The following is an 18600-nucleotide window of genomic DNA, read 5'->3' on the forward strand; positions in this document are numbered from 1 at the left end:
GGTTTCAAGTTCGATCCGAAGCGGGCCGCCAGCACGCGGCCGCTCCGGCTATTCCCCCTCTATACGTATCGGAATACGCCAATAGCGTAGACCACGGAGAGAGCGAGAGCCCACCACAGGTCGGGTCCTACCAGGCCCAGCCAAGCGAGATGGATAAAGGCGCTGCCGAGCAGCGAAACGAAGAGGCGGTCGCCGCGCGTCGTCTCGAAGCGCAGCACTCCGATGCGAGGATTGCCGCCGGGCGAAACATATTCCCAAACGCCCATGCCGCAGAGCATCAGGGCAATGACGATGAAGAAGGCGGCCGTCGGCCACGTCCACGCCATCCACGAGAAGTCGAGGTTCATGGCTTAGACCCTCCCCAGGGCGAAGCCCTTGGCGATATAATTCCGCACGAACCAGATGACCAATGCGCCGGGGATCAGCGTCAGCACGCCGGCGGCGGCGAGCAGGCCCCAGTCCATGCCGGCGGCAGAGACCGTTCGGGTCATGGTGGCGGCGATCGGCTTGGCGTCGGTCGTGGTCAGAGTGCGGGCGATCAGCAGTTCGACCCACGAGAACATGAAGCAGAAGAAGCAGGCGACGCCGATGCCGCTCGCGATCAGCGGCATGAAGATCTTCACGAAAAAGCGCGGGAAGGAATAGCCGTCGATATAGGCGGTCTCGTCGATCTCCTTCGGCACGCCGGACATAAAACCTTCGAGGATCCACACCGCCAAAGGCACATTGAACAGGCAATGCGCCAGCGCTACCGCGATATGGGTGTCGATCATGCCGAAGGCCGAATAGAGCTGGAAGAACGGCAGCGCGAACACCGCCGGCGGCGCCATGCGGTTGGTGAGCAGCCAGAAGAACAGGTGCTTGTCGCCGAGGAAGCGGTAGCGCGAGAAGGCGTAGGCCGCCGGCAGCGCGACCGCCACCGAGATCACCATGTTCATCACCACATAGGTGATCGAATTGATGTAGCCCGAATACCAGGACGCATCGGTGAAGATGATCTTGTAATTGCGCAGCGTCGGCTCGTGCGGAAAGAGCGTCAGCGAGGAGATGATCTCCTGGTTGGTCTTGAAGCTCATGTTGATGAGCCAGTAGATCGGCAACAGCAGCACGATGATGTAGATCGTCGGCACGATCCACCACCAGCGCGATTCCTCGCCGCGGCGGCGCATGAGCTTCGCCACCTCGTCCTGCGACAGCGTGCTGCCCACCTCGGTCACCGCCGCTTCGCTCACGCGCGTCGTCTCGTTGGCGCTCGCCATCTCAGCGCTCCGCGTCGTAATTGGTCATCACGGTGTAGAACACCCACGACAACAACAGGATGATGAGGAAGTAGACCAGCGACATGGCCGCCGCCGGACCGAGATCGAACTGGCCGAGCGCGGTCTTGACGAGGTCGATCGACAGGAAGGTCGTCGAATTGCCGGGGCCGCCGCCGGTGACGACGAAAGGCTCCGTGTAAATCATGAAACTGTCCATGAACCGCAGCAGCACGGCAATCAAAAGCACGCGCTGCATCTTCGGCAATTGGATGTAGCGGAACACCGCCCAGCGCGAGGCGCCGTCGATCTTGGCCGCTTGGTAGAAGGCGTCCGGGATCGAGACCAGGCCGGCATAGCACAGCAGCACGACCAGGCTCGTCCAGTGCCAGACGTCCATGACGATGACCGTGACCCAGGCGTCGAACGGATCCTGGACGTAGTTGTAGTTGAAGCCCAGCGCGTTGACATAATAGCCGAGCAGGCCGATGTCGTTGCGGCCGAATACCTGCCAGATCGTGCCGACGACATTCCACGGAATTAGCAGCGGCAGCGCCATCAGCACAAGGCAGACCGGCACGCCCCAGCCCTTCTTCGGCATGTTGAGCGCGATGAAGATGCCGAGCGGCACCTCAATCGCCAGGATGATGAAGGAGAAGATCAGGTTGCGCACCATCGCTTCCCAGAAGCGGTCGGAGTGCAGCAATTCCTCGAACCATTCGGTGCCGGCCCAGAAGAAGACGTTGTTGCCGAACGTGTCCTGCACCGAATAGTTGACGACCGTCATCAGCGGGATGACGGCCGAGAACGCCACCAGCACCAGCATCGGCAGGACAAGGAACCAGGCCTTGTTGTTCCAGGTCTTGTCCATCTATGCCCCCATCTCGACGCGCCAGGAATCGGCATAGATGTTAATGCCGGCCGGATCGAAGCGGACTTTTGGTTCGGCCGGCACCTCGTCGTCCTCGCCGATTACGGCGGCAATCTCCCTGCCCTCGAGATTGGCGCGAACCACCTTGTGGCGGCCGACATCCTCGACCTTGCTGACCTGCACCGCCATGCCCTCGCGGCCGAGCCGCACATATTCGGGGCGGATGCCGAGCTCGACAGCTCCGGCCTCAGCCTTCGGCACGCCCGGAAGCTCGATGCGCTGCGCGCCGAGCTTCGCCGTCCTGCCTTCCAGCGCAATCGGCAGCACGTTCATGCCCGGCGAGCCGATAAAATAGCCGACGAAAGTGTGGCGCGGGCGCTCGAAGAGTTCGGCCGGCGTGCCGATCTGGACGATCTCGCCGTCATACATGACCACCACCCGGTCGGCGAAAGTCAGCGCTTCGGTCTGGTCATGCGTAACATAGACCATGGTGTAGCCGAAGCGACGGTGCAGCTGCTTCAACTGCGAGCGCAGCACCCATTTCATATGTGGGTCGATCACGGTGAGCGGTTCGTCGAACAGGATGGCGTTGACGTCGGAGCGCACCAGGCCGCGTCCAAGCGAGATCTTCTGCTTCTGGTCTGCGGTGAGCCGGCGCGCCTTCCTGTTCGCCATCGAAGCGAGATCGATCATGTCGAGCGTCTCGCGCACCTTGCGATCGACATCGGCTTCGGGCACGCGGCGGTTGCGCAGCGGGAAGGCCAGATTGTCGTACACGGTCATGGTGTCGTAGATGACCGGGAACTGGAACACCTGCGCGATATTGCGCTCCTGCGTCGACAGATTGGTCACGTCCCGACCGTTGAACAGCAACCGGCCATGCGAGGGGTGCAGCAGTCCCGAAATGATGTTGAGCAAGGTGGTCTTGCCGCAGCCCGACGGCCCGAGCAGCGCGTAGGCGCCGCCATCCTCGAAGGTGTGATGCACTTCCTTCAGCGCGAAATCGGAATCCTTCTGCGGGTTGGGCAGGTAGGAGTGGCGGATGTGGTTGACCTCGATGCGCGCCATCGTTTTCTCCTCAGGCCGCCAGCTTCGACGCCGTCACGGCACGGCCGTTCTGGTCGAACACCATGATGTGGCGCGGGTCGATGAACACTTCGACCTCGTCGTCCGTTTCGAAATCGAGAATGCCATGCGCAAGCATCACCCAGCGCGCATCGGCGAAATCCAGATGAACGAAGCTTTCCGAGCCGGTGATCTCGGTGATGGTGACCTTGGCCCGCACCGGCACGGCGCTGGCGTTCGGCCGCTCCAGCGACAAATGATGCGGCTGGAAGCCGATCGTGTAGCTTGCGTCCGGGATACCGTTGAGCTCCGGCGGCACCGGCAGCTTGACGCCGCCTTCGAGCAGGAAGTCCGATCCCTTCTTGGAGAGCACGATGGTGTTGAGCGGCGGATCGGCGAAGGTCCTTGCCGTCACCAGGTCGACCGGCTTGCGGAACACTTCGACGGTCGGGCCGAATTGCGTGACGCGGCCTTCCGAGAGCGTGGCCGTATTGCCGCCGAGAAGCAGCGCTTCGTGCGGCTCGGTTGTGGCGTAGACAAAGATGGTTCCGGTGGCGGCGAAGATCTTCGGCAATTCCGCGCGCAACTCTTCGCGCAGCTTGTAGTCGAGATTGGCCAAAGGCTCGTCGAGCAGCACCAAGCTGGCATTCTTGACGATGGCGCGGGCAAGCGCGGTGCGCTGCTGCTGTCCCCCGGACAGGCTGAGCGGCGTGCGCTCGAGATAGGGCGTCAGCTTCAACAGCGCCGCCGCGTTGCGCACTTCCTTGTCGATCCTGGCCTGCTCGACGCCGGCGACCCGAAGCGGCGAGGCGATGTTCTCGTAGACGGTCATCGCCGGATAATTGATGAACTGCTGGTAGACCATGGCGACGTTACGCTTCTGCACCTTCTGGCCGGTGACGTCCTTGCCGTCGAACCAGACCGAGCCCGAAGTCGGCGCGTCGAGCCCCGCCATCAGCCGCATCAGGCTGGTCTTGCCGGAAAGCGTCGGCCCGAGGAGCACGTTCAGCGAGCCATGCTGAAGCGTCAGCGACACGTCGCGGATATGCTCCTGCGCGCCGACCGTCTTCGTCACGTTCCTCAGTTCCAGCATCACGCCTCCTCCCAGGCCTTGCGCATCAACGGACGATCCTCATTCCGCCGCCGCGACATGGCGGCTGCTCAGTCCGCGCATGAATTCTTCCAATGCCGCCACCTGCTCGCGGCTGAAATGCAGGCCGCGCTTGGTGCGGCGCCACAGCACGTCCTCGGCGGTGACCGCCCATTCGTTTTCGGCCAGATAGCGAACTTCTGCCTCGAAAAGGTCGGCGCCGAAATTGCGACCGAGATCGGCATTCGACTTGGCAAGCCCGAGCAGCTTTTCCGCGCGCGTGCCGTAAAGCCGGGTGAACCGGCGCGCCAGCCGCTGGTCGAGGAACGGATAGGTACTCTTCAGCCTGGCGACCTGGGCGTCGAAACCGGTCGCGGGAAAATCGCCGCCGGGCAGCGGCGCGTCATGCGTCCACGGCCTGCCACGCTTGCCGAGAAACCCTTCGATCTTCTCCAGCATCGATTCCGCCAGCCGGCGGAAGGTCGTGATCTTGCCGCCGAAAGCGTTGAGCAAGGGAGCTGCGCCCTCCCCGCCATCGGCCTTCAGCACATAGTCGCGCGTCGCTTCCTGCGCCTTGGAGGCGCCGTCGTCATAGAGCGGGCGCACCGCCGAATAGGTCCAGACGATGTCGGCGCGCTTCACCGGTTGCGCGAAATACTCGCTCGCCGCGGCGCACAGATAGTCGATCTCGGCGTCGGAGATCTTCACGTCATGCGGATCGCCCGGATAGTCGCGGTCGGTGGTGCCGATCAGCGTGAATTCTTCCTCATAGGGAATGGCAAAGATGATGCGGCCATCCTTGTTCTGGAAGAAATAGGCGCGCGGATCGTCGAACTTCTTGCCAACCACGATATGGCTGCCTTGGACAAGGCGGACATTGTGGACCTCGTTCTGGCCGACGGCGGCCGAGAGCACGTGATCGACCCAGGGACCGGCAGCGTTGACCAGAAGCCGCGCGCGCACCTCCTCGGTTTCGCCGGTAAGAACGTTCTGCACCTTGACGATCCAGGTCGCACCGTCGCGCCGCGCGCTGACAACCTTGGTGCGGGTACGAATAATGGCGCCCCGGTCGGCCGCGTCACGCGCATTCAGCGCCACCAGGCGCGCGTCGTTGACCCAACCGTCCGAATATTCGAACGCCTTGCGGAACAATGGCTTGAGCGGCTTGCCGGCCGGATCGCTCGCCATGTCCAGCGTTTTCGTTGCCGGCAGCAGCTTGCGCCCGCCGATATGATCGTAAAGAAACAGCCCGAGCCGGATCAGCCAAGCGGGCCTGAGGCCCTTGGCGTAGGGCAGCACGAAGCGCATCGGCCAGATGATGTGCGGCGCGTTCTTCCACAGAACCTCGCGCTCCATCAGCGCTTCGCGCACCAGCCGGAACTCGTAGAATTCAAGATAGCGAAGGCCGCCATGAATGAGCTTGGTCGAGCCGGAGGAAGTCCCGCTCGCCAGATCGTTCATTTCGGCGAGGTAAACTGAAAATCCGCGGCCAACGGCGTCGCGGGCGATGCCGCAGCCATTGATACCGCCGCCGATGACGAAAATGTCATGGATCGGGAATGCGTCCAAAGAATCCTCCAACGATTTCGCATTGCACCATTTTGTGTTTTGCGAAACCGTAGCGGGATTATTTCGAACTCAAATCGAATGTCAAACGAAATATCACGACCGCGTGAGGCAACGGCGATGCGTGCCTACTCAAGCGCTGTCTCGATCAGCCGGACCTCGGTCTCCTCGCAAATCCGGCGGATCGAGGGAATGTCGCAGCGGTCTGTGATGAAGGTGTTCACCTGCGAAAGATGGCCGATTCGAACCGGCGCCGTGCGCTCGAATTTGGTCCGGTCGGAGACCAGGATGACGTGGCGGGCATTGGCGATGATGGCCTGCGCCACCTTCACCTCGCGAAAATCGAAATCGAGCAGCGCGCCATCATGGTCGATCGCCGAGGCGCCTATGACGGCGTAGTCAACCTTGAACTGACGGATGAAATCGACGGCCGCTTCGCCGACGACGCCGCCGTCGGAACCGCGCACCACGCCGCCGGCGATCACCACCTCGATCGTCGGGTAGATGCGCATCCTGTTGGCAACATTGATATTATTTGTGATGACCATAAGCCCGTTATGGTCGAGCAACGCCTTGCTGACGGCCTCAGTGGTGGTGCCGATATTGATGAACAGCGAGGCATTGTCCGGGATCAGCCGCGCCGCCGCGCTGCCGATCGCCTCCTTCTCGTCGGCGGCGATCTTGCGGCGCGCCTCGTATTCCATGTTCTCGATGCCGGACGGGAACAGCGCGCCGCCATGGATGCGGGTGAGCAGGCGCTGATCGCACAGATCGTTGAGGTCCTTGCGGATGGTCTGTGGCGTCACGTTGAAATGCGTCGCAAGGTCATCGACCAGCACCCGGCCATGGTCTTTCGCCTTCTGGATGATCTCGGCATGGCGTGGCGAAAGAAACATCGCGCGTCCTCCATTTTCGTTTTTTCCGTCTATATCGGAGAACGAAAGCGAAGAAAAGGCATAAGCCGGCTAACGAAAATCATCTGATTGCAAAAGGCAAACCAGTGCGGAACACGTGTGCTGCCTCAGGATGAGCGCCGCGCAATCTCGGTTATGACGTCGAAAGCCGCGTCGACATCGGCCGCCGTCGAGTCGAACTGCCCCGCTTGAAAGCGGATCGCCACGCGTCCATCGACCCGCGTTTGCGTCAGGTAAATGCGGCCATCTGTGTTGATCGCGTCGACCAAGCGCAGATTGTGCTCGTCCGGGTCGGCACCTGAAGGCGCTTGGTGGCGGAACGAGAACAGCGACAGCATGGGTTCAGAAACGAGCTCGAAATCCTCTTCCCCGGCAAGGCGCGCGGCCAGTCTTTCGCTCCAGGCGACGTGGTTGCGGATCATGGTACGCAGGCCCTCGAGGCCATGGGCACGCAGCAGGAACCAAAGTTTCAGGGCGCGGAAGCGGCGGCCGAGCGGCACCGACCATTCCGAATAGTTGATGATGCCGTCATGACCCAGCGTCTTCAGAAATTCCGGCTTGATGGCCAGCGTGCGCACGAGATCTTCCGGTTGGCGGACGAACTGGATCGAGCAATCGAATTGCGCGCCGAGCCACTTGTGCGGATTGAAGACCATTGAATCGGCGCCTTCGACGCCGGCCCAGAAATGCCGGTATTCCGGGCAGATCATCGCCGACCCGGCCCAGGCGGCGTCGACATGCAGATAAAGCCCGTGCCGCTGAGCGACCGCGGCCACCGCCGCGATGTCGTCGGTCCCGCCGGTGCTGGTGCCGCCGACGCAGGCTATGATGCCCGCCGGCAGCAGACCGGCTTGTCGATCGGCGACGATCGCGGCCTCGAGTGCGTCCGTATCCATCGCACGAAAACGTCCGGAGACCGGGACGCGGACAAGATTGTCCTCGCCGATGCCGGAGACCCAGATGGCGCGGTCGATCGAGGTATGGACCTGGTCTGAGGAATAGACGCGCAGCTTCGCCTGCCCGGCCAGCCCCTTTTTGTTGCCCTGCCAGTCGAGCGCCCGCTCGCGCATGGTGAGCACCGCCGCAAGCGTCGCCGACGAGGCCGAATCCTGGATGACGCCCGAAAAACCCTCGGGCAGGCCAAGCGCCTGGCGCATCCAGTCGACGATGCGCGTCTCGAGTTCGGTCGCCGCCGGCGAGGTCTGCCACAGCATGCATTGCGCGGCCATCGCCGAGACCAGATATTCGGCCACCACCGAAACCGGCGCTGCATTGGCGGGAAAATAGGAGAAGAAGCGCGGATGCTGCCAATGCGTCATGCCCGGCACGATCTTCGCTTCGAAATCGGCGAAGATCTTTTCCATCGGCTCGGGCAATTCGGGTGGCGAGGTCTCGATGCTCCTGAAAATCTCGCCCGGCGCGACTGCCGGCCGCACCGGGCGGTCGCGCAGGTTGGCGCGGTAATCGACGCCCCAATCGGCCGCCCGCCTCGACCAGTCGCGGAATTCCTCATTGTCCATATTTTCCCTCCCAACGGCCGGCGAAGATGGCCGGCCGGCCGAACCGCCCTCGGAAGGCCTACCCCGGAAAATCCGGCAGATTTGAAAAAGCGATTTTCAGCGCCTTGGACCAGCCGTCCGAAATGGTGCGGTAGTAAGGATCATCATGGCCGATCCGTCGGTTCAGCTCCACCCTGAGCGCATCCTGTTCGAGGAACAGCAGATCGAGCGGCAGCCCGACCGAGAGGTTGGATTTCAGCGTCGAATCGAACGACACCAGAAGCAGCTTCACCGTTTCGGCCAGGCTCATTGTCCGGTCATAGGCGCGGATGATGATCGGCTTGCCGTATTTCGTCTCGCCGATCTGGAAGAAAGGCGTGTCGTCGGTCGACTCGATGAAATTGCCTTCCGGATAGATCATGAACAGCCGCGGCGGGCTGCCCTTGATCTGGCCGCCGAGGATGAAGGAGGCATTGAAGTAGGAATCCGCCTTGTCGCCGTTCGGCGAGGCATGTTCTATCACTTCCTTCACCGTATCGCCGACCAGCCGCACTGTCTGGTACATGGACGGGGTTTCGAGCAGCTTCGGATGACGGTCGCCGGCGGCCTTGTTGCGTTCGTCGAGAAGGCTGACCACGGCTTGCGTCGTGGCAAGATTGCCCGCCGACATCAGCACGATGACGCGCTCGCCGGGCTGCTCCCACACATGCATCTTCTTGAAGGTCGAGATCGAATCCATGCCGGCATTGGTGCGCGTGTCGGACATGAACACGAGCCCGCGATCGATCTTGAGGCCGACGCAATAGGTCATGGTCGCTCTTCTGCTAAAGCAATTCCAGGAAAGCGGGCAGCGGTTTTCCGCCCTGAATTGCGTGAAAACAAAGAGATAGAGCGGTTCGGCGATTCTATCAAACGCTGAACCGCTCCAGCGATTACGGAGCAGATTACTGCTCTACCGTGACGCTGACGGCAAGCTTCTCTTGCGCCTGTCCCAAGAGTATCCCCGACACCGGCGAGGCGTCGCGATAGTCGCGCCCCGTCGCCACCCGCACATAACGTTCGTCGGGAGAGATACCGTTGGCCGGGTCGAAGGCAACCCATCCGAGCCCGACGACATAGACCTCGGCCCAGGCATGGCTCGCGGCCTGTTCGACGGCCGCATCCATCATCAGATAGCCGCTAACGTAGCGGGCGGGAAAACCGAGGGCGCCGGCTGCCGCGATGAAGATGTGGCTGTGGTCCTGGCAGACGCCGGACTTCAGCGCCAGGGCTTCTTCCGCCGGCGTCACGACGCTGGTCGTGCCCGGCCTGTAGGAGACGCGTTCGCGGATCACGCCCATCAGCCGGTGCAATCGTTCGATCTCGGTGCCCTGCCCGGCCGCGCCGGCCAATTCGCGTATGCCCTCCCCCGCAGTGGTGAGTTGCGTCTGCTGTGCGAACAGCCAGAGCGGCGCAAAGCCCTGATGCGGGCCGGTCACGCCCGCCGTATCATGCGTGGTCACGTCTCCGGCGGCCTCGACGATGATCGAGTTCTGGCCGCTCTCGGCGCTCGCCAGCCGCGTGTCATTGCCGAAATGATCGGTGAAGCGCACCTCCTCGCGCGCGCCTTCCACCTTGATCGCCCAGGAGCCGACGGTCTGCGTGCGCCCGCTGGAAGGCCAAAGGCGCAGCCGCTGCAGCAGATACTGCACCGGCTGATCGTAGCGGTACTCGGTGCGATGGGTGATCTTGAGCCGCATAGCGTTCGCCCTCGGCTGTGCTCAATAGAAACGGTAGTCCTGGGCGATCTCGTCGCCCAGCCTGGTGTTGTCGCGAATGAACTCGTGCAGGAACTCGTGGAGGCCGTGATCGAATATGTCCTTGATCGAGCCCTTCCTGAGCATCGCCTGAATCTTCTCGGCCGTAGCATGGCAGGCATGGCGCTCGCCGTAATCGTCGGCGAGGAATTTCAAATGCTCGCCGAGGAAGCGGTAGCAGAAGGTCAGCGAGCGCGGCATGCGCACATTGAGGATCAGATAATCGGCGATATTGGTCGGCTTGTAGTCGGCTTCATAAACCCAGCGGTAGGAGCGGTGCGCCGACACCGAGCGCAGGATCGACTCCCACTGGTAGTTGTCCAGCGTCGAGCCGACCCAGGACAGCGAAGGTAGGAGCACATAATATTTCACGTCGAGGATGCGCGCCGTGTTGTCGGCGCGTTCGACATAGGTGCCGAGCTGCGAGAAATCGAAAATCTCGTTGCGCAGCATCGTGCCGTAGAACGAACCGCGGATCAGCGCCGTCTCGCGCTTGATGGCATCGAGCACCGTCGGCAGGTCGCGTTCATCGACGGGCCTCGCCAGCATGCGCTTCAGCGACATCCAGGCTTCGTTGATGCTTTCCCAGGTCTCGCGCGTCAGCGCCGTGCGCACCATGCGGGCATTGTTGCGCGCCGTCTCGATCGACGACATCGTGCTCGACGGGTTCGAGGTGTCGCGCAGCAGGAAATCCGAGACGTTTGCGGCGGTGTAGTCCTGGTATTTCTGGCTGAAGGCGATATCCGAACCGGCGCTGAGCAGCACCGAGTTCCACTCTTCGGATGCATCCTGGGTGCGCGTCAGCGCCATGCGCAAGCCGGCATCGACCAGGCGCGCCATGTTTTCGGCCCGCTCGATATAGCGGTTCATCCAGTAGAGACCGTTGGCAGTGCGGCCAAGAAGCATGTCAGGCCCCTAGGGCTAGCGAATAGGGAGTAGCGAATAGCGAATAGGGAAGAATGCGTTCCATGATTGTTGCGTCCCCCTGCTCGCCTCAGTCATCCAACACCCAGGTGTCCTTGGTGCCGCCGCCCTGCGATGAGTTAACGACAAGGGAGCCTTGCTTCAGCGCGACCCTGGTCAAACCGCCCGGCACAATCTGGATACGATCCGAAACCAGCACGTATGGCCGAAGGTCGACATGGCGCGGCGACAGGCCCTTTTCGGTTAGGATCGGGCAGGTCGACAGCGCCAGCGTCGGCTGGGCGATATAGTTCGAGGGCTTCGCCTGCAGCTTCTTGGCGAACGCCTCACATTCCTTCTTGGTCGCCGCCGGGCCGACCAGCATCCCGTAGCCGCCCGAGCCGTGCACTTCCTTGATCACCAGCTCGCCGATGTGCTCGAGCACATATTTCAGGCTGTCCGGCTCCGAGCAGCGCCAGGTCGGGATGTTGCCGAGGATCGCCTTTCGCCCGGTGTAGAACTCGACGATCTCCGGCATGTAGGAATAGATCGCCTTGTCGTCGGCGATACCGGTGCCAGGCGCATTGGCGATCGTGATGTTGCCGGCGCGGTACACATCCATGATGCCCGGCACGCCAAGCGCGGAATCCGGCCGGAAGGTCAGCGGATCGAGGAAGTTGTCGTCGACGCGCCGGTAGAGCACGTCGATCTGCTTGTAGCCTTCCGTGGTTCGCATTGCGACGTGGCCATCGACGACGCGCAGATCCTGCCCTTCCACGAGTTGCACGCCCATCTGGTCGGCCAGGAAGGCATGTTCGAAATAGGCCGAATTGTAGGAACCCGGCGTCAGCACCGCGATGGTCGGCGTGCCCTTTGCGCTTTGCGGCCTGACCGCGGCCAGCGACTGGCGTAGGAGTTGCGGATAATTCTCGACCGGCCGAACCTTAATTTTCTGGAACAGCTCCGGAAAGAGCTGCATCATCGTTTCGCGGTTCTCCAGCATGTAGGAGACCCCCGACGGCGTGCGGGCATTGTCCTCCAGCACGTAGAACTCGTTCTCCGAGATGCGGACGATATCGACGCCGATAATGTGGGTGTAGACGCCGGCCGGCGGCCTGACCCCGATCATCTCGGGCAGGAAGGCCTCGTTCCTGGCGATCAGATCCTTGGGTACGCGCCCGGCGCGCAGGATCTCCTGGCGGTGGTAGATGTCATCGAGAAAGGCGTTCAGCGCCTGCACGCGCTGCTCGATGCCTTGCGTCAGCCGGCGCCATTCCTGGCCAGAGAGGATGCGCGGGACAATGTCGAAAGGGATCAGCCGCTCGGACGCTTCCTGCTCGCCATAGACGGCAAAGGTGATGCCAGTCTTGCGGAAGACGCGCTCGGCATCCTGCATCTTCTGGGTAAGCCTGGCCGGGTCCTGCTCCTTCAGCCAGCGATCGTAAGCCTCATATGGTCTTCTCAATCCGGAGACTTCCGGAAGCATTTCGTCGAACGCTGCCAATCGCGTACTCCCCTCTGAGGTCATTTCACTGGCCCCGCCGGAGAAAATCAAGCGCAATCGGTGATTTAGGAAGCCGTGACGGCTACTCGAGGCAAATTGCCTAAAATCAAGGCATGGATAGCAAGGCCGGGTCAGCTCCTGCTTGCCGGCGGGGCACAGACAGGCCCGGTCAGAACGCCCGGAAGGTCACAATGGTGAAGGTGTCCTTGATTCCAGGCAGAATCTGCACCCGCTCGTTGACGAAATGGCCGACGTCTTCCTCGTCGTCGATATAGAATTTGGCGAGCAGGTCGTAATTGCCCGCGGTCGAGTAGATCTCGGAGGCGATCTCGGCATCGGCGAGCGCGCTGGCGACCTCATAGGACTTGCCCAGGTCGCACTTGATCTGCACGAAAAATGCCTTCATTGCCCGGTCCTGCCAGCCTGCTTCATGAATAAGCGGCCCTTGTGGCAGACTGCTGCTCGGCTTTCAAGCTTCACGCGCCGCGCACCTCGAAGAGTACCTGATCCCGCCTCCCGACGCTGAAATGGGGAAATCTTCGCAGCTCGGTGAAACCGCGCCATGCCGCGGCGCGTATGTTAGAATCGTTCGCCAAGCGAATTCTTGGGAGGCAGGCCATGCGCCGCGCATTGTTCGCATTAGCTCTTGTTCCGATGTTGATAGCCTCGCTTGCTTTCGCCGGCGACGCCGAGATCAAGGCCGCGCAGACGGTCATCGACAGCCAGTTGAAAGCCTTCATCGCCGATGACGGCGCCACCGCCTACAGCTTCGCCGCGCCGAACGTGAAGCAGATCTTTCCGAGCGTCGACACCTTCATGAACATGGTGACGAACGGCTACGCGCCGGTGCGCAAGCCCCAATCCTATTACTTCGGCAAGGCCGAGCAGAGCGGGCCCGGTTCGATCGTCCAGCAGGTGCTGATCGTCGGGCCTGACGGCAAGGACTATGAGGCAGTCTATACGCTGCAGCGGCAGGCGGACGGCAGTTTCAAAATCACCGGCTGCAGCCTGCGCGGCTCAACCTCGGTCAGCACCTGAGCAATATCAGAAAAGCGCGAAGCGATTTTGCGTCCGGAATTGCGTCAAAACAAATGCGGCGTCAAAGCGCCGGAATATCGCCCCGCACCCAGCCTTCGGTGATCTCGGCGGCGCGCGCTTCGAAGGCTTGCGCCTCGATGGCTGCCCGGATGTCCTGCATCAGCTTCTGATAGTAGGACAGATTGTTCCAGGTCAGCAGCATGGCGCCGAGCGCTTCCTGCGAGCGCACCAGGTGATGCAGGTAGGCGCGCGAATAATCGCGCGCGGCCGGGCAATCGCTTTCCTCGTCGAGCGGCCGCGGATCGTCGGCATGGCGGGCATTCCTGAGATTGACTTTGCCGCGGCGCGTGTAGGCAAGGCCGTGGCGGCCGGCGCGCGTCGGCATCACGCAGTCGAACATGTCGATGCCGCGCGCCACCGATTTCAATATATCGTCCGGCGTGCCGACGCCCATCAGGTAGCGCGGTCTGTCGGAAGGCAGTTCCGGGCAGGTGATATCGAGCATCTCCAGCATCACCGGCTGCGGCTCGCCGACCGCCAGTCCGCCGACGGCATAGCCCTTCAGATCCATCGCCTTCAGCGCCTGCGCTGAACGCACGCGCAGCGGCGCGCTGTCGCCGCCCTGGACGATGCCGAACATCGCCTTGCCCGGCTGGTCGCCGAACGCCGTCTTGCAGCGCTCGGCCCAGCGCAGCGACAATTCCATGGCGCGCTCGATCTCCTTGGGCTTTGCCGGAAGTGCCGTGCACTCGTCGAGTTGCATCTGGATATCGGAATCGAGCAGTCCCTGGATCTCGATCGACCGTTCCGGTGACATTTCGTAAGCTGCGCCGTCGATATGCGAGCGGAAGGTGACGCCCTGTTCGGTCAGTTTCCTGAGCTTCGACAGCGACATGACCTGGAAGCCGCCGCTGTCGGTCAGGATCGGATATGGCCAGCGCGCGAACTCATGCAGGCCGCCGAGTCTGGCCACGCGCTCGGCGCCCGGCCGCAGCATCAGATGGTAGGTGTTGCCAAGGATGATGTCGGCGCCGAGGCCGCGCACCTGATCCATATACATGGTCTTGACCGTGCCGCCGGTACCGACCGGCATGAAGGCAGGCGTGCGGATCTCGCCGCGTGGCATCGAGACGAGGCCGCGCCTGGCCTTACCATCGTTAGCAAGCACCTTGAAGGAAAAAGTCTTAGCCATTGAATTCCTTGTCGTGCACCGGCGCCCCGGGCGCCTGCTCGTCGAGCGACTGCCGGTAGCGGATGCAGCCGCGCATGAATTTCGGCCATGGCGGCACGGCGATCGACGGCTCGGTCTTTTCCGGCAAAAGGTCCCAGAGATCGGGATGATGCCAGCACAGATCATGCCCGGTCGTGTCGCGATGCGCGCGGATGCCGGCACGCAGCTTCTTTACCTCCGCGATCAGCGTATCGCGGTCCATTTTCTCGAGATCATCATCCATCGCTCGTCTCCGCTCGGTAAAGCAGGCTGGCGTCGCCATAGGAATAGAACCTGTAGCGGTTCTCGACGGCATGCGCATAGGCGGCACGCATCGTCTCGAGCCCGCTGAAGGCCGAGACCAGCATGAACAGCGTCGAGCGCGGCAGATGGAAATTGGTCATCAGCATATCGGCCGTGCGGAAGCGATAGCCGGGCGTGATGAAGATGTCGGTGGGTCCGGACCAAGGCTCGATCCTGCCGTCCGCGCGCGCCGCGCTCTCCAAGAGCCGCAGCGACGTCGTGCCGACGCACACGATCCGCCCTCCCCGCGCCTTGGCCGTGTTGAGCGCCCCCGCCGTTTCCGGGCTCACCGAACCGGTCTCGGCATGCATCTTGTGATCGGCCGTGTCGTCCGCTTTCACCGGCAGGAAGGTGCCGGCGCCGACATGCAGCGTGACGAAGCGGCGCTCGACGCCCCTAACGTCGAGCGCGGCGAACAGCTCCGGCGTGAAATGCAGGCCGGCGGTTGGGGCAGCGACCGCGCCCTCTTCCCTGGCATAGATGGTCTGGTAATCGGCGCGGTCGCGCTCGTCGTCATCGCGCTTCGAGGCGATATAGGGCGGCAGCGGAATATGGCCGACAGCGTGCAGCGCCTCGTCGAGGAACGGCCCGGAAAGATCGAAGCCGAGCAGCGCCTCGCCCCCCTCGCCCTTTTCGAGCACCGTGGCGTCGAGCTGGCCGAGGAAGCAGGAATTCTGATCATGGCCGAAATGGATGCGGTCGCCGGCGGCGATGCGTTTTCCCGGCCGCATGAAGGCCTGCCAGCGGTCCGGCGCCACCCGCATATGCAGCGTCGCCTCGACCTGCGCCACCGCCTCGCCGCGCTTGCGCATGCCCTTGAGCTGCGCCGGAATAACCTTGGTGTCGTTGAACACCAGCACGTCGCCTTCGCGAAGCAGCGACGGCAGATCGGAGACGACACGGTCCTGCAATGGTTCGCCCGGTTTGACGACAAGCAGCCGGGCGCTGTCACGCGGCTCCGCCGGGCGAAGCGCGATGCGCTCCTCCGGCAGGTCGAAGTCGAACAGGTCGACGCGCATCAGTAGAGCCGGATGAGCAGCGCCCCGGCAAGCAAGAGCACGGCGCCGGCGACGCGGCCAAACGAGATTTCGCGCACCGCCACGCCAAGGAAGCCGGCGCGGTCGATCAGCATGCCGGCGATCAGCTGGCCGGCGACCAGGAAGGCCATGAGCGCTGCCGCGCCGATACGCGGCGTCAGGATCGTCGACAGCGTCACATAGAAGCCGCCGAGCATGCCGCCGGCAACGAACAGCCAGGGCGCCGGCGCTTTCCAGTCGAGCGAGATGCCCTGCAGCTTCACCACCGCGACGGCGATGATGCCGAGCACGATGGCGCCGGAAAGGAAGGAGAATGCGGCGGCCGCGACCGGAAGGCCGAGGCCCTTCGCCAATTGCGAATTGATCGGCGCCTGGATGGCGATGAAGGCGCCGGACAGGATGCCAAGCAGGGACCAGACAGCGCCCATCATCGTTCCGCCCTTACTTGACGTCGGCCGCGACCTTCAGCGACACGATCTTGTCGGGATCCTGCACCGGCTCGCCGCGCTTGATCTTGTCGACATTCTCCATGCCTTCGATGACCTGGCCCCACACCGTGTACTGGCGGTTGAGGAAGGCGGCGTCGTCTAAGCAGATGAAGAACTGCGAATTCGCCGAGTTCGGGTTCTGGGCTCTAGCCATCGAGCAGGCGCCGCGGCCGTGATTGGCGTTGGAGAACTCGGCCTTGAGGTCCGGCTTGTCGGAGCCGCCCATGCCAGCGCGCGTCGGCGCATAGGTGGGCTTCGAGGAATTGCCGAACTTGACGTCGCCAGTCTGCGCCATGAAGCCGTCGATGACGCGATGGAACACCACGCCGTCATAGGCGCCTTCGCGCGCCAACTCCTTGATGCGGGCGACGTGCCCGGGCGCCAATTCAGGGTACATCTCGATGACGACCGGGCCCTTGGTCGTTTCCATGATCAGCGCGTTCTCGCGGTCCTTGATCTCAGCCATGTCGGAAAATCCTTTTGAAAATTGAGGGAGTTACTTGCTATCGGCGGCGATGCGGACCTTGATCATGCGGTCGGGGTCGGGGACCGTGCCGTTGTCGGCCTGGTCGCCCTTCTTGATCTTGTCGACGAGGTCCATGCCGCCGACCACCTTGCCGACGATAGTGTACTGGCCGTCGAGGTTCGGCGCCGGCGCGAACATGATGAAGAATTGCGAGTTCGCCGAATTCGGGTCCTGCGAGCGGGCCATGCCGACCACGCCGCGCGTGAACTGCTCGCTCTGCGAGAACTCGGCCGGCAGGTCGGGAAGATCCGAACCGCCGGTGCCGACGGCTTGCGGGTTGAAACCCTTCTTCATGTTGCCGAACTTGACGTCGCCGGTCTGCGCCATGAAGCCGTCGATGACGCGGTGGAAGGCGACATTGTCATAGGCGCCGTCACGCACCAGCTTCTTGATCTGTGCGACATGCTTGGGCGCCAGATCGGGGCGCAAAGCGATGGTCACGTCGCCATCTTTCAGCGTGATGATCATGGTGTTTTCCTTATCGGCGGCGACGGCCGGCATGGATGCCGCGAAAAGGCCGGCAAGCACGACAAGGAACGAAGCGAGCTTCTTCAGCTGCATAGGGATCTCCGGGAAAGCCTATTTGGTGAACTTGGCGTTGAGCGCGCCGGCGACGGCCGCTGGCACGAATGGGCGGATGTCGCCGCCCATCGAGGCAATCTGGCGCACGAGTGTGGCGGTAATGGTGCGCACCGAGGGGCTCGCCGGCAGAAAAACCGTCTGCAGTTCCGGCGCCATCGTCTCGTTCATGCCGGCCATCTGCATTTCATAGTCGAGGTCGGTGCCGTCGCGCAGACCCCGGATCATGATCGAGGCGCCGTGCTTGCGGGCCGCATCTATGACCAGCCCATCGAAGGAAACGACCTTGATGCGACCGCCGTCGCGGCCGAACTCGTTCTTGGTTGCCGCCTCGATCAGTTCCACGCGTTCCTCGAAGGAAAACAAGGGCTTCTTGCCTGGATGGATGCCGATCGCGGCGTAGACGGTGTCGGCCACCGCCAGCGAGGCTTTCAGCACGTCAAGATGGCCGTTGGTCAGCGGGTCGAAGGAGCCGGCATAGAGGGCGGTGCGTTCGGTCATGGCAGGCTTCTAGAGCAATTCCGGGAAAAGTGTGAGCGGTTTTCCGTCCGGAATTGCGCAAAACAAAAACATGGAGCGGTTCGCCGTTTCCTTGAAACCGTGAAACGCTTTAGCGAGCCTCTCCAACAAAGGCAAATCCTGTCGATTGCGCGACCGTGAACCTTCTCGCGCCGATGAACGACAGATGATCGCGGCAATCACGAACGTTTCACTCAGCGTTCACTAGGTTGCCGCTTCAAGGGATGAAACCAAATCCCCATGTCATCGTTGTAAGCTCAGGAGAACACGCAAATGCTGATCTACATGCTTGCCACTGCAATGACCATCGTGATGCTGATCGCGACTGCGTTCGGGTTGCATCAGGAAGCAGCGCGAGTGCGCGTCAAGGCCAATACCAAGCGGCTCGATGGGTTCGCTCATCGCAACGTCTACCGCCGCCACTAATCACCGCTAT

The 18600-nt window shown here is 62.4% G+C and carries 22 protein-coding genes; 2 read left to right on the forward strand and 20 right to left on the reverse strand.

What is annotated here, in order from left to right:
- Window positions 1-59 precede the first annotated feature (59 nt).
- The 13 genes from LB528_RS10110 to LB528_RS10170 form a co-directional block, all read right to left on the reverse strand.
- Complete coding sequence (locus LB528_RS10110; protein WP_224714760.1) at window positions 60-347, reverse strand: DUF2160 domain-containing protein; 288 nt, start codon at window positions 345-347, stop codon at window positions 60-62.
- Window positions 348-350: 3 nt separating this feature from the next.
- Entirely contained in the window at window positions 351-1259 is a 909-nt protein-coding gene (locus tag LB528_RS10115; protein WP_224511931.1) for a carbohydrate ABC transporter permease, read from the reverse strand.
- Window position 1260: 1 nt separating this feature from the next.
- Window positions 1261-2127 carry a carbohydrate ABC transporter permease gene (locus LB528_RS10120; RefSeq protein ID WP_140545839.1) on the reverse strand — a complete coding sequence of 289 codons (867 nt, stop codon included), beginning with the start codon at window positions 2125-2127 and terminating at the stop codon, window positions 1261-1263.
- Window positions 2128-3195 carry an ABC transporter ATP-binding protein gene (locus tag LB528_RS10125; RefSeq protein ID WP_224714761.1) on the reverse strand — a complete coding sequence of 356 codons (1068 nt, stop codon included), beginning with the start codon at window positions 3193-3195 and terminating at the stop codon, window positions 2128-2130. It lies immediately after the preceding gene.
- 10 nt (window positions 3196-3205) lie between these two features.
- Window positions 3206-4285 carry an ABC transporter ATP-binding protein gene (locus tag LB528_RS10130; protein ID WP_224714762.1) on the reverse strand — a complete coding sequence of 360 codons (1080 nt, stop codon included), beginning with the start codon at window positions 4283-4285 and terminating at the stop codon, window positions 3206-3208.
- A gap of 39 nt (window positions 4286-4324) precedes the next feature.
- Window positions 4325-5851 carry a glycerol-3-phosphate dehydrogenase gene (glpD, locus tag LB528_RS10135; RefSeq protein ID WP_224714763.1) on the reverse strand — a complete coding sequence of 509 codons (1527 nt, stop codon included), beginning with the start codon at window positions 5849-5851 and terminating at the stop codon, window positions 4325-4327.
- A 125-nt stretch (window positions 5852-5976) separates the two neighbouring features.
- The gene (locus tag LB528_RS10140) at window positions 5977-6744 is read right to left on the reverse strand and encodes a DeoR/GlpR family DNA-binding transcription regulator (protein ID WP_224714764.1); all 768 of its coding nucleotides are present in this window, start codon (window positions 6742-6744) and stop codon (window positions 5977-5979) included.
- A 125-nt stretch (window positions 6745-6869) separates the two neighbouring features.
- A complete protein-coding gene (locus LB528_RS10145; protein WP_224714765.1) occupies window positions 6870-8282 on the reverse strand; it encodes a pyridoxal phosphate-dependent decarboxylase family protein in 1413 nt (470 codons plus the stop codon).
- 58 nt (window positions 8283-8340) lie between these two features.
- Complete coding sequence (locus LB528_RS10150) at window positions 8341-9072, reverse strand: peptidase (RefSeq protein ID WP_224714766.1); 732 nt, start codon at window positions 9070-9072, stop codon at window positions 8341-8343.
- 133 nt (window positions 9073-9205) lie between these two features.
- Window positions 9206-10000 carry a transglutaminase domain-containing protein gene (locus LB528_RS10155; RefSeq protein ID WP_224714767.1) on the reverse strand — a complete coding sequence of 265 codons (795 nt, stop codon included), beginning with the start codon at window positions 9998-10000 and terminating at the stop codon, window positions 9206-9208.
- Between the two features lie 21 nt (window positions 10001-10021).
- Window positions 10022-10963 carry an alpha-E domain-containing protein gene (locus LB528_RS10160; protein WP_224511944.1) on the reverse strand — a complete coding sequence of 314 codons (942 nt, stop codon included), beginning with the start codon at window positions 10961-10963 and terminating at the stop codon, window positions 10022-10024.
- Between the two features lie 88 nt (window positions 10964-11051).
- Complete coding sequence (locus LB528_RS10165; RefSeq protein ID WP_224714768.1) at window positions 11052-12464, reverse strand: circularly permuted type 2 ATP-grasp protein; 1413 nt, start codon at window positions 12462-12464, stop codon at window positions 11052-11054.
- A gap of 169 nt (window positions 12465-12633) precedes the next feature.
- Complete coding sequence (locus LB528_RS10170; RefSeq protein ID WP_040995065.1) at window positions 12634-12870, reverse strand: Lrp/AsnC ligand binding domain-containing protein; 237 nt, start codon at window positions 12868-12870, stop codon at window positions 12634-12636.
- Window positions 12871-13082: 212 nt separating this feature from the next.
- On the opposite strand from LB528_RS10170, the gene LB528_RS10175 reads away from it, so the two are divergent.
- The gene (locus LB528_RS10175; protein ID WP_224714769.1) at window positions 13083-13502 is read left to right on the forward strand and encodes a DUF4864 domain-containing protein; all 420 of its coding nucleotides are present in this window, start codon (window positions 13083-13085) and stop codon (window positions 13500-13502) included.
- Between the two features lie 61 nt (window positions 13503-13563).
- Here LB528_RS10175 and tgt read toward each other — a convergent pair whose 3' ends face one another.
- The 7 genes from tgt to coaD all read right to left on the reverse strand — a co-directional run bounded on the left by tgt (window position 13564) and on the right by coaD (window position 18146).
- Entirely contained in the window at window positions 13564-14694 is a 1131-nt protein-coding gene (gene tgt, locus LB528_RS10180; protein ID WP_224714770.1) for a tRNA guanosine(34) transglycosylase Tgt, read from the reverse strand.
- Window positions 14687-14956, reverse strand: coding sequence for a hypothetical protein (locus tag LB528_RS10185; RefSeq protein WP_224511948.1), 270 nt, complete (start codon window positions 14954-14956; stop codon window positions 14687-14689). Before LB528_RS10185 ends, tgt begins: the two co-directional genes overlap by 8 nt.
- Window positions 14949-16034 carry a tRNA preQ1(34) S-adenosylmethionine ribosyltransferase-isomerase QueA gene (queA, locus tag LB528_RS10190; protein WP_224511949.1) on the reverse strand — a complete coding sequence of 362 codons (1086 nt, stop codon included), beginning with the start codon at window positions 16032-16034 and terminating at the stop codon, window positions 14949-14951. Before queA ends, LB528_RS10185 begins: the two co-directional genes overlap by 8 nt.
- Window positions 16034-16483, reverse strand: a complete 450-nt coding sequence (locus tag LB528_RS10195) for a DMT family transporter (protein ID WP_224511950.1) — start codon at window positions 16481-16483, stop codon at window positions 16034-16036. Before LB528_RS10195 ends, queA begins: the two co-directional genes overlap by 1 nt.
- 10 nt (window positions 16484-16493) lie before the next feature.
- On the reverse strand, window positions 16494-17006 hold the full coding sequence (locus tag LB528_RS10200) for a peptidylprolyl isomerase (RefSeq protein ID WP_224714771.1): 513 nt from the start codon (window positions 17004-17006) through the stop codon (window positions 16494-16496).
- A 30-nt stretch (window positions 17007-17036) separates the two neighbouring features.
- Window positions 17037-17567, reverse strand: coding sequence for a peptidylprolyl isomerase (locus tag LB528_RS10205; protein ID WP_224714805.1), 531 nt, complete (start codon window positions 17565-17567; stop codon window positions 17037-17039).
- 78 nt (window positions 17568-17645) lie between these two features.
- Window positions 17646-18146 (reverse strand): pantetheine-phosphate adenylyltransferase, encoded by a 501-nt coding sequence (gene coaD / locus LB528_RS10210; protein ID WP_224511954.1) that lies wholly within the window; start codon window positions 18144-18146, stop codon window positions 17646-17648.
- Window positions 18147-18437: 291 nt separating this feature from the next.
- Between coaD and LB528_RS10215 the strand changes: the two genes are divergently transcribed.
- Window positions 18438-18590 carry a hypothetical protein gene (locus LB528_RS10215; RefSeq protein ID WP_095765297.1) on the forward strand — a complete coding sequence of 51 codons (153 nt, stop codon included), beginning with the start codon at window positions 18438-18440 and terminating at the stop codon, window positions 18588-18590.
- Window positions 18591-18600: the final 10 nt, after the last annotated feature.

The organism is Mesorhizobium sp. CA4, from assembly GCF_020165075.1.
Taxonomy (GTDB): domain Bacteria; phylum Pseudomonadota; class Alphaproteobacteria; order Rhizobiales; family Rhizobiaceae; genus Mesorhizobium.

What these genes read in the sequence shown, in the direction of transcription:
- LB528_RS10130 (WP_224714762.1), bottom strand. Translation starts at nt 4,285, where the DNA reads ATGCTGGAACTGAGGAACGTGACGAAGACGGTCGGCGCGCAGGAGCAT.
- LB528_RS10200 (WP_224714771.1), bottom strand. Translation starts at nt 17,006, where the DNA reads ATGGCTGAGATCAAGGACCGCGAGAACGCGCTGATCATGGAAACGACC.
- tgt (WP_224714770.1), bottom strand. Translation starts at nt 14,694, where the DNA reads ATGGCTAAGACTTTTTCCTTCAAGGTGCTTGCTAACGATGGTAAGGCC.
- LB528_RS10140 (WP_224714764.1), bottom strand. Translation starts at nt 6,744, where the DNA reads ATGTTTCTTTCGCCACGCCATGCCGAGATCATCCAGAAGGCGAAAGAC.
- LB528_RS10170 (WP_040995065.1), bottom strand. Translation starts at nt 12,870, where the DNA reads ATGAAGGCATTTTTCGTGCAGATCAAGTGCGACCTGGGCAAGTCCTAT.
- LB528_RS10205 (WP_224714805.1), bottom strand. Translation starts at nt 17,567, where the DNA reads ATGCCGGCCGTCGCCGCCGATAAGGAAAACACCATGATCATCACGCTG.
- LB528_RS10110 (WP_224714760.1), bottom strand. Translation starts at nt 347, where the DNA reads ATGAACCTCGACTTCTCGTGGATGGCGTGGACGTGGCCGACGGCCGCC.
- LB528_RS10160 (WP_224511944.1), bottom strand. Translation starts at nt 10,963, where the DNA reads ATGCTTCTTGGCCGCACTGCCAACGGTCTCTACTGGATGAACCGCTAT.
- LB528_RS10215 (WP_095765297.1), top strand. Translation starts at nt 18,438, where the DNA reads ATGCTGATCTACATGCTTGCCACTGCAATGACCATCGTGATGCTGATC.
- LB528_RS10195 (WP_224511950.1), bottom strand. Translation starts at nt 16,483, where the DNA reads ATGATGGGCGCTGTCTGGTCCCTGCTTGGCATCCTGTCCGGCGCCTTC.
- LB528_RS10185 (WP_224511948.1), bottom strand. Translation starts at nt 14,956, where the DNA reads ATGGATGATGATCTCGAGAAAATGGACCGCGATACGCTGATCGCGGAG.
- LB528_RS10120 (WP_140545839.1), bottom strand. Translation starts at nt 2,127, where the DNA reads ATGGACAAGACCTGGAACAACAAGGCCTGGTTCCTTGTCCTGCCGATG.
- LB528_RS10150 (WP_224714766.1), bottom strand. Translation starts at nt 9,072, where the DNA reads ATGACCTATTGCGTCGGCCTCAAGATCGATCGCGGGCTCGTGTTCATG.
- LB528_RS10175 (WP_224714769.1), top strand. Translation starts at nt 13,083, where the DNA reads ATGCGCCGCGCATTGTTCGCATTAGCTCTTGTTCCGATGTTGATAGCC.
- LB528_RS10125 (WP_224714761.1), bottom strand. Translation starts at nt 3,195, where the DNA reads ATGGCGCGCATCGAGGTCAACCACATCCGCCACTCCTACCTGCCCAAC.
- LB528_RS10115 (WP_224511931.1), bottom strand. Translation starts at nt 1,259, where the DNA reads ATGGCGAGCGCCAACGAGACGACGCGCGTGAGCGAAGCGGCGGTGACC.
- LB528_RS10145 (WP_224714765.1), bottom strand. Translation starts at nt 8,282, where the DNA reads ATGGACAATGAGGAATTCCGCGACTGGTCGAGGCGGGCGGCCGATTGG.
- LB528_RS10155 (WP_224714767.1), bottom strand. Translation starts at nt 10,000, where the DNA reads ATGCGGCTCAAGATCACCCATCGCACCGAGTACCGCTACGATCAGCCG.
- queA (WP_224511949.1), bottom strand. Translation starts at nt 16,034, where the DNA reads ATGCGCGTCGACCTGTTCGACTTCGACCTGCCGGAGGAGCGCATCGCG.
- coaD (WP_224511954.1), bottom strand. Translation starts at nt 18,146, where the DNA reads ATGACCGAACGCACCGCCCTCTATGCCGGCTCCTTCGACCCGCTGACC.